This is a genomic window from Okeania hirsuta, from assembly GCF_003838195.1.
GTDB classification, from domain to species: Bacteria; Cyanobacteriota; Cyanobacteriia; order Cyanobacteriales; family Microcoleaceae; genus Okeania; species Okeania hirsuta.
In genome coordinates this window covers 1-9,565 of sequence record NZ_RCBY01000261.1, presented here as the reverse complement: position 1 = coordinate 9,565, position 9,565 = coordinate 1, and the positions used below count along the sequence as shown (strand labels likewise).

Below are 9,565 nucleotides of genomic sequence, written 5' to 3'. Positions count from 1 at the left end.
CAGTAAATCAAACAGAAAATCATCAAAATTCAACCCATCAGAGAATCACAAAACACCCGGAACAAAATCAGCAGAACATTAATGATTTTTCGGAAGATTTAACAGGAGAATCAATTAACTCTCAAGAAGATATAGATTTTCAAGAAACGGCAGTAAATCAAACAGAAAATCATCAAAATTCAACCCATCAGAGAATCACAAAACACCCGGAACAAAATCAGCAGAACATTAATGATTTTTCGGAAGATTTAACAGGAGAATCAATTAACTCTCAAGAAGATATAGATTTTCAAGAAACGGCAGTAAATCAAACAGAAAATCATCAAAATTCAACCCATCAGAGAATCACAAAACAGCCAGAAGAAGACCAGGATAATATTATTAATGTTGAGGGTAAATATACTAATAATCAAGCAGAAGAACCAGGTATAGAAAAACCATTACTTGCCCCACAAAAATCACCAGAATTATCAGACTATCGACAACAATATGATGCAGAATTAGAAGCTTTTGAAGACTTACAAAATATTTTATTTGGCTCTCAATTAGCTAGGTTAATTCGGAAACTAAATACTAGCCAGGGAGTAAAAAAATTTAATTATAATCAAGATGAATTCAATAATGTACTAACTCCTTTATTCTCACAAAACTTACAATTAGGTCAAACAGAAGCAGAAGTCATAGAGACAATTGCCCCAGTTATTGATCGAGCTATACAAAAAAGATTTAGACAAGACCGACAGGCAATAACTTCATCATTAGCACCATTATTAGCACCTTCAATAGAAACACAAATCAAACGAGAACCTCAAGCAATGGCAGATGCAATAGCACCAATCATAGACATCATTATTACTAAAAAAACAGAGCAAGACCAACAGGCAATAACTTCATCATTAGCACCATTATTAGCACCTTCAATAGAAACACAAATCAAACGAGAACCTCAAGCAATGGCAGATGCAATAGCACCAATCATAGACATCATTATTACTAAAAAAACAGAGCAAGACCAACAGTCAGTTAGTGAAGTATTAGCACCATTATTGCCAGTAGCAATTTCTTCTGCCATACAGAATTATCCCCAAGAAATTGCCAAAGCATTAGCACCAGAAATGGGAGCAGCAATTAGAGAACAAATTAGAATAGATCCGCGACAAATTTCTCAAGCATTAGCACCAGAAATGGGTAGAGCAATTAAAGATCAAATTACTTTAGAGCCAAATTCTATAGTAGATGCTTTATATCCTGTCATGGGCAGCACCATTTCTAAATATATGACACAAGAAATTCGAGAAATTAACGATAAGATTTCAGAAACGTTTAGCTTCAAAGGAATAAGACGCAAAATTCAAGCAATTTTCCAAGGAGTTTCAGAAGCAGAATTAATCATATCAGAAGTAATGATTTTTACTGTCCAAGCTGTGTTTCTCATCCACAAAGAATCTGGCTTAGTAATTTCTGAAGTTCAACATTCTCGACAAGATAGATTGGAATCAGAAATGCTAGCAGGAATGTTAACAGCTATTCGGAGTTTTGTGAATGATTGTATTGCTCAGTCTGGAGATTTTTCTGAACTAAATGAAATTGAATATGGGGATTCAAAAATTATCTTAGAAGTTGCGGGATATTGTTATTTGGCTGTAGTAATAAGAGGGCAAACAAACAAATCGTTTATCAAAGAATTACGAAAAATACTGAGCAAAATTGTTATTGATTATGGTAAATATATTAAAATTTTTGCAGGAGACCCTGATACTATTCCTGCCTCAATTCAGTTGTTATTAAAATCATTAATGGATATAGAAAATGTACAAGAAAATCAGAAATTACAAATTTCTAAACCTCCCACTGCCTTGTTAATAGTTTGTGGATTAATTTTGAGCCTAATATTCATACCTTGGGGTATCTATCAGTATTACAGTAGACTTTATCGTGGTATTGAAGCAAGAACTAGGGAAGCTTGGTCTAATATTCCAGAGTTAGCTATTTATAGAATAGGTGCAAAAGTAAAGCGAGGTTCCTTAATTCTAACTGGACAACTGCCAAATCAAAATCTACGAAATAGAGCAGCAAAAATAGCTAAAAAACAAGCTAGTCCCTACAATTTAGAAGTACATAATCAAATAACAGCTGTTAGAAGACCACAGGACGCTTCAGAAATAAGCGATGAGGTAGATAGACTTACAAGAGTATTAAATCAAATGGAAGGTGTGTCCATCAGCACTGAATATGGAGAAGGTAGAGTTACAGTCAAAGGAACAGTGATGGATATGGCAGATTCTCAGATAATTATTCGTAAAATTGAGCAAGTTCCTGGAGTAAAATCAGTAATCAGCACAACTAAACTCAGCCCACTTAAACTGAAAACTCGCATCTACTTCGATCTGGGTTCAGCCAAACTTCACCCTGTCTATATAGACACAATGGCCCAGATTCAAGAATTTCTTACCCAATATCCTCAAAAACATCTTAGAATAATAGGTCATACAGATCGTACTGGCAGTTCCAATATTAATGAGCAGTTGGCCCTTGAACGGTCATATACAGTTAGGGATGCTTTGGTAAAACAGGGAGTGGATGCCAGACGATTAGAAGTAACTGGACAAACAAACTCGCCTCAAGGTGTGGAGTACAATCAACCACTATTATTGAGTAGGTGCGTAACATTTGATTTGTTTGAACCAAGTGAAAAAGACAACTAGCTAGAAATATGATCTCGAAAAAAATTTGTCTTGTTGGTGATTTTGGTGTGGGAAAAACTAGTCTTATTCGTAAGTTTGTCGATCGACAGTTTAGTGACCAATATCTTTCTACGGTAGGGGTAAAAATTTCTCGTAAAAAAGTTGATTTACCCAAAACAGAAGCAGAAAAAAAGAATTTTTTGCAGTTATTAATTTGGGATCTAGAAGGTCATACTAAATTTAAGGCGATCGCTCCTAGTTATTTACAAGGAGCTAGTGGGGCAATAGTTGTAGCAGATGTCACCCGTCAAGAAACTATCGAAAATCTTTCGGAAAGATTAGATTTATTTTTATCAGTAAATCCTAAAAGTGTAGCTATATTAGCTTTAAATAAATCAGATTTGGTTGATGTAGAAATAATCAATCAACTATTATCAAAATTCGAGCATCAGGAAGATGAAAGAGTGATAGCGACATATTCTACATCAGCTAAAACTGGGGAGAATGTAGATGAAATATTCGAGAAATTATCATATAGAATGCTAGAAAAAATAGGATGATTAATGAAGTCAGAATTATAAATTCTGAAGTTATTTTTGTAACAGAGATTTGAGCAAACCTCCAAAAAAAATTGGCCTTAAAAGGCGAGGTTGCGCGACCCAATTATTTTGATAAAATTATCTATCTCTATGCAGAAATAAATGATAAAAATTACCGATAAATTGTGGTCTAAAGCCTCCCTTTTCAACTATGCTTTATCAACATTTTTTTTTAGATAAAACTTGACAAAATAGACAAGTTATGTGCATGTCTTGGAGCGACTTTTTTAGAAGAGAAGTATATTGAAAAATACATTTTTTTGAGAACTTTAGACAAGATTTTTGCCCCCCACACTCCCCACAAGGTTTTCAGGAGTTCCTTATCAGGGATAGCTTTTTAAGGGGATAAAAAAATAAATAGAATATTCCTGATTTCAAGCCTCCTTATTGCATAAGCTTCCTTATTGCATAGATACTATTAGTGTGGTTCCTCCTGAGGAGGCTAACTGATAACTGATCACTGATAACTGAAATAACCCATGATTAACCTATTAAAAAAACTTTTAGCATATCGTCAAACTGAGTATTTGATAATTAATTCCGAGTTAAAAATTTTAGAGGTATCTTATGGGTTAAACAAATTTTCCGCTCCTCCAAAATTAGCAGTTTTAGGTGAAGATATTCGTCATAGTTTTCCAGAATTAGCAGGAGTTGAAGAGCTTCTGGAGGAAGTGATTAATGGGCAAAAAGAAAGTTTTGAATATGAAGGAGTAGCTAGGTCTTTGGAAGAGAAATCTCCTCTGTATATCAATATATCTATAATTGCAGATTTTAATGAAAATTGTCTAGAAAAAAACTTAATAGTATTAGTCGAAGATGTAACGGAAAAAATGGTAATGCAGCAGAAGTTAGTTCAAAATTCAAATGAATCTAATCTTTTATTAAGTTCTTTAGCTGCTTCTGAGGATTATATCAATAAAATTATTACTTCTATGGCGGATGCTTTATTAGTAACAACAAGTGCGGGGATAATTAAAACTGTTAACCGTGCAGCAGAAATTTTGTTTGATTATACAAAGGAAGAATTGGTAGGTCAAAATATCTCTATGGTTATTCCCAAAGAAGAATTACTACATAAAGCACGCCAAAAATATATATTTTTAAAAGAACAAATTTCTCAAGATATAGAATTAATTTGTCAGAATAAAATAGGAGATAAAATTATTGTTCAACTTTCTTGTTCGGTTATTCAAACCAATGTAGAAGGAATATATAATTTTGTTTATATAGGCAGAGATATTACAGAGCGCAAAAAAGAGGAAGAAGAAATACGTCAAGCTTTAGAACAAGAACGAGATTTAAGAGAACTAAGGGGTCGTTTTTTTTCAATGGTGACTCACGAATTTGGTAATCCTCTAAATACAGTATTATTATCTACTCAATTACTCAGATCCTATGACTCGGAAATTACTGAAACTGAAAAAGACCAATATTTAGTATATATTGAAGAGTCTACACAAGAAATGCTTGAATTGTTAAATGATGTCCGATTTATTGGTAAAGCAGATGCTGGAAAATTGAAATATAAACCAGCACCTGTGGATTTGATTAAAGTTTGTTCTCATATTACTGAATCTATCAAAATTACTGCTAGCGATAAACATATAATAAATTTCAAAATTCACAAAAAATTTCAACATAAATCTCAAGCTAAGTCGAAAAAGAATGATGTGATGTTCTTCTTAATAGATGAGAAATTAATTCGGCATATCTTAAATAATTTATTATCAAATGCTATTAAGTATTCACCTACAGGAGGGAAGGTGAATTTTCAGTTAACTTTGAATGATCGAGAAGCTATTTTTCTGATTAAGGACGAAGGAATAGGTATTCCAGTTGAAAATCAAAAAAAATTGTTTGACTCTTTTTACAGAGCAAGTAATGTAGGTAAAATAGCAGGAACAGGATTAGGATTATCAATTGTGAAACAGTGTGTAGACCTTCATAATGGAACAATAGATTTTGCAAGTGAAATAGGCAAAGGAACTACTTTCAGAGTTGAAATTCCATTGCAAAAAGTATCTTAAAATTAAGGCATAAGGCAGAAGGAAGAGGGAAGGAAGAAGAGCTTAGTACCTTGTTCTGTCACAGATTTTCCCAGGAATAAGTAATCACAAGTAAAGGGATAAAATCTATAGATTATATATAGAAAATATGATAGAGACTGGTTTTTATCAAAAGAAATTTCTCATGGATTTTTTGTGGCATTCATGGGGTGATAATTAGTATTAGAGATTTGTTCTAGTGAAAAAAATCTCAGTAGTTCTCAAGATCAAGAAGGAACAGTGAAAAGGAAAGAAGAAAGGAGGAAAAGCTTAGTACCTTAATTCTATCAAATATTTTTCTAGAAATAAGGAATAAGAAATAAAGTGAGGAAATGTATATATACTAAACATTTCCAATAATAAAAATCAAATCAACTACCGTAGATAAATAATCAATTCTTTCCCTCTACTCCCTACTCCCTATTTTGATAAAAATGTGGTAGTTTTTTCTTATAATGAAAATTATAACAGGAATAACTATGGCTTTAACCGCTTCTACAATGCTGACATTAGACACTTCAGCTCCAGATTTTCAGTTACCGGATGTAGTTTCCGGGGAAACCATTTCCCTATCAACATTTGAGGGAAAAAAAGCACTCTTAGTCATGTTTATTTGTCGTCATTGTCCATTTGTTAAGCACGTTCAAGCAGAACTTGCTAAAATTGGTAAAGATTACATTCCAAAAAATGTAGGAATTTTAGCTATTAGTTCCAATAATATTGAAACTCACCCTGATGATTCTCCAGATAAACTAAAGGAAATGGCATTAGAACTAGGGTTTAATTTTCCCTATTGTTTTGATGCAACTCAGGAAGTTGCAAAATCTTACACTGCTGCTTGTACTCCAGATTTTTTCCTATTTGATGCTGATTTTAAATTAGTATATAGAGGACAATTAGATGATAGTCGTCCTAGTAATAATCAACCAGTTACAGGGAGTGATTTAAGAGCAGCTTTAGATGCAGTTTTAGCAGAAAAATCTGTAGGTGAAGAACAAAAGCCAAGTATTGGTTGTAATATTAAGTGGAAATCAGGTAATGAGCCATCTTATTTTGGTTAGAATTAAAAGGGATATTTGCAGATAGTTGAGTAGGTTGTTCTGTAGATGTTATTGACGTAAGCATTTCCTGCGGACTGCTGCGCAAACAACTATTAGCGCTTCAGCGGTCAGCAATAAAAATCAAATAAGCTATTATTGTAAGTATTCAGCTCTTAGCTTTTTAATCAATGAAGTAAACATTTGTTTGACTTTTATTACATTTTAATCAAAGAATGAACCACAAGAACGATGAGTTTGAGTTCAATTCATACAATTCTATGGCGGGAAATGTAGATGTTTCTCAAGAGCTGATAGCTGACTGCTGAATGCAGAATGCTTACTTATTTACTAATAAGTAGTCGTGAAAATAAATTTCCTAGTTAAGAGAGGGAACAGGGAATAATAAGTAAATAGGATCTGTAATTAATTTTGCTTATGAACTTACTAAATATCAACATTCTTGCTACATCTTATTGAGAGTAGGGTTATTAGGAATAATACAAAATTGAAATTCAGCTACATAGAATAATATTTCAAGCATAATTTACCGCAGGTAAGTGTAGATAGATATAGATCGATTGAATGAATTTCAAATTCTATGCAACCTCATATAAAACTGGTATAAGATGTCTTCGTTATTGACAAACTAATCCTTAAAAACATTGCTATTCCTGACTTATTTCTTAATAACTGAAGTCTTGAAGAATGTCTTGCATTATTTTGGAAATTGGTATGATAACAACCCTAAAAATACTTGATATATATCCCATTCACTATTAGACCAAGTTTGGTAAATGTTTGCTACAAATAGTTAGGGTATTTCTTAGGAGTCAGGAGTCAGAATTCCCTTCTGCCTTCTGCCTCCTGCCCTCTGCCTTTCCTGATATAAAACTGTTGTTCAAGATTGAGGTGGGCCTAGTTTCTAGGTCTTATGACACAAACATTGCACACACATTGAAAAAATAGTAGTTATTTCCATCCAACTTCATCTCACATTTCCCGCATTTATTATATATGAATTTAAGGCTCAATCAATCTAGGAAAATTACAATACAGCTAAATAACTTAATCATAGATTGATTATAAAAATAACTTAGAAGAAGAGTTAAGATAGTAATAAGCTGAACATGATAAAATGAATAACTAAAGAAGTTTCTGAGGATAATAAAAATGGCTATAAAATTACAAAGACCAATATTAGTAGGAGGCATCGGATTATCTCTACTATTATGGTTATTAGATAGTGTCCAACATTCCGTGGCAGAATTTAGCGGAGTTACTATGTTAGGAATTATGGCAGCAGGTCTAGGAGTTTTGTTGTTAAAAAAACCACGGTCTAAAACACTCCATAAAGCTACTATAATTGCACCACCAACAAAAGAAATAGCAGAGGAAGCGATCGCCTTATCAGTTATTACTCTAGATAAGGTTTCCCAGGAAATAAACAGCAGTAACAAATCTGAAGAAATTAGCCAACTACGTCAACAAGCAACCACATTAACTAACGAACTAGAAAGAAAAGAATTAAGTATAGTAGTGAGTGGTTATCGAGGAGTAGGTAAAACTTCTTTAGCTGAAATATTGAATTCTCAATGGCTATCTACTAATTCTCAAAAGTTAGAAATTAGCGATTTAACATGGCAGGAAGAATGGATGACAACAGATGAAGATACTCAAGTTAATCCTCTTTCACCTTACGACCTAATATTATTTGTTACTACAGGTGACTTAACAGATTCAGAATATCAAGCATTATCAAAATTAACATCTCTCGGTCAAAGTTTTATCCTAGTTTGGAATAAACAAGACCAATATTTGCCAGACCAAAAACCCCAGATATTACAGAAACTAAAAGAGACTTTATCTACCATTAACTCAGAAGAAAATTTAGTAGGAATTTCTGCCAAACCTAACTCCCTTAAAGTACGAAAACATCAGCAAGATGGGAGTATTAAAGAATCTACAGAACAACCATTACCAGAAATATCTGGATTGATCGAAAAACTGAATCAAACATTAGAAAAAGAAACAGAAAAATTAGTCTGGGCAACTACTAAAAGAAAAGCAGAAATAGTTACACTTGAAGCGAAGAGTATATTAAATCAGGTCAGGCGAGAACGTGCTATTCCGATAATTGAACAGTATCAATGGATAGCTGCAGCAACAGCATTTGCTAATCCAGTTCCAGCTTTAGATTTATTAGCAACAGCAGCTATAAATGCTCAATTAATAGTAGATTTAAGTGCTATATATGAGCAAAAATTTTCCCTCGAACAAGGCAAGCAAGTAGCAGGAACTATAGCAGAGCTAATGCTAAAATTAGGCTTAGTAGAAATTTCGACAAAAACATTAACTACTATCCTGAAAAGTAATACTATAACTTTTGTAGCAGGTGGTGCAGTTCAAGCTGTAAGTGCTGCTTATCTAACAAGAGTCGCAGGTATTAGTTTAGTAGAATATTTTCAAACTCAGACAAATAGTAATTCTCTGAATATAGAGAAATTAAGCAAAATTCTACAAAGTGTATTTAGCCAAACTCAACAAAATAATTTCTTAAAATCTTTTGTTCCTCAAGTAATAAATCATATTTTGCCACAGCAGAAAAAAGTGGAACTTCTGCAAACTCAGGCAGAATAAAGGAAGAAGGAAGAAGGAAGAAGAAAGGAAGAAAAAGGAAAAAATGGATGGAGAGTCAAACCACAACTAATTGAAAACACCATGTAGACGCTGGGGTATTAAACCGGGGTATTAAACCCAAAAGAAAAAGATAATCTAGCTTTCATAAATTTAGTAGTTTTCTTGACTGTAAAATTATCTCTTGTAAATTAAAAAAGCATAAAAAAAGTTAAGTATAGTAATTCTAAATGCTTTGTCAAAAAAATGAAACTCTCTGCCCTCGTTCCCTTTTAGATAATTCCGAAAAATTTTTTTCACAACTAAAATGGAATTTCTATATATAGCAGTTGCCATTAATGTATTTGACATATCAAAAGCTTAAAACTTAGACAAAGCTAGATTTTTCCTTCTCTCCTAGAGAACTAAAGCCTTCTTATTTCTTGCCTTTTGCTTCTTCCTTCTTCCTTCTGCTATATAATAAAAATAAAAATTACTCAAAAACCTGATTCCTTCCTGCCTTCTTCCCTCTTCCTTCTGCTATATAAGTTACTCAAAAACCTGATTCCTTTCTTACTTATTCC

Annotated in this window: 5 protein-coding genes; all 5 read left to right on the top strand. The window is 32.9% G+C overall.

Annotated elements, in window-relative coordinates; genetic code table 11:
- The coding region (locus D5R40_RS27285; protein WP_124155496.1) for an OmpA family protein at nucleotides 1–2,705 on the top strand (2,705 nt) is incomplete at its 5' end.
- Nucleotides 2,706–2,713: 8 nt separating this feature from the next.
- Nucleotides 2,714–3,244 carry a Rab family GTPase gene (locus D5R40_RS27280; protein ID WP_124147200.1) on the top strand — a complete coding sequence of 177 codons (531 nt, stop codon included), beginning with the start codon at nucleotides 2,714–2,716 and terminating at the stop codon, nucleotides 3,242–3,244.
- A gap of 518 nt (nucleotides 3,245–3,762) precedes the next feature.
- Nucleotides 3,763–5,310 (top strand): sensor histidine kinase, encoded by a 1,548-nt coding sequence (locus D5R40_RS27275; RefSeq protein WP_124155495.1) that lies wholly within the window; start codon nucleotides 3,763–3,765, stop codon nucleotides 5,308–5,310.
- Nucleotides 5,311–5,807: 497 nt separating this feature from the next.
- Complete coding sequence (locus D5R40_RS27270) at nucleotides 5,808–6,389, top strand: thioredoxin family protein (protein ID WP_124147203.1); 582 nt, start codon at nucleotides 5,808–5,810, stop codon at nucleotides 6,387–6,389.
- Nucleotides 6,390–7,538: 1,149 nt separating this feature from the next.
- Nucleotides 7,539–9,005: a slr1306 family protein gene (locus tag D5R40_RS27265; RefSeq protein ID WP_124155494.1), complete on the top strand. Its 1,467-nt coding sequence runs from the start codon at nucleotides 7,539–7,541 to the stop codon at nucleotides 9,003–9,005.
- Nucleotides 9,006–9,565: the final 560 nt, after the last annotated feature.

Excerpts from the sequence above, each read along its gene's own strand:
- D5R40_RS27265 (WP_124155494.1), top strand. The coding sequence starts at position 7,539 with ATGGCTATAAAATTACAAAGACCAATATTAGTAGGAGGCATCGGATTA.
- D5R40_RS27275 (WP_124155495.1), top strand. The coding sequence starts at position 3,763 with ATGATTAACCTATTAAAAAAACTTTTAGCATATCGTCAAACTGAGTAT.
- D5R40_RS27270 (WP_124147203.1), top strand. The coding sequence starts at position 5,808 with ATGGCTTTAACCGCTTCTACAATGCTGACATTAGACACTTCAGCTCCA.
- D5R40_RS27280 (WP_124147200.1), top strand. The coding sequence starts at position 2,714 with ATGATCTCGAAAAAAATTTGTCTTGTTGGTGATTTTGGTGTGGGAAAA.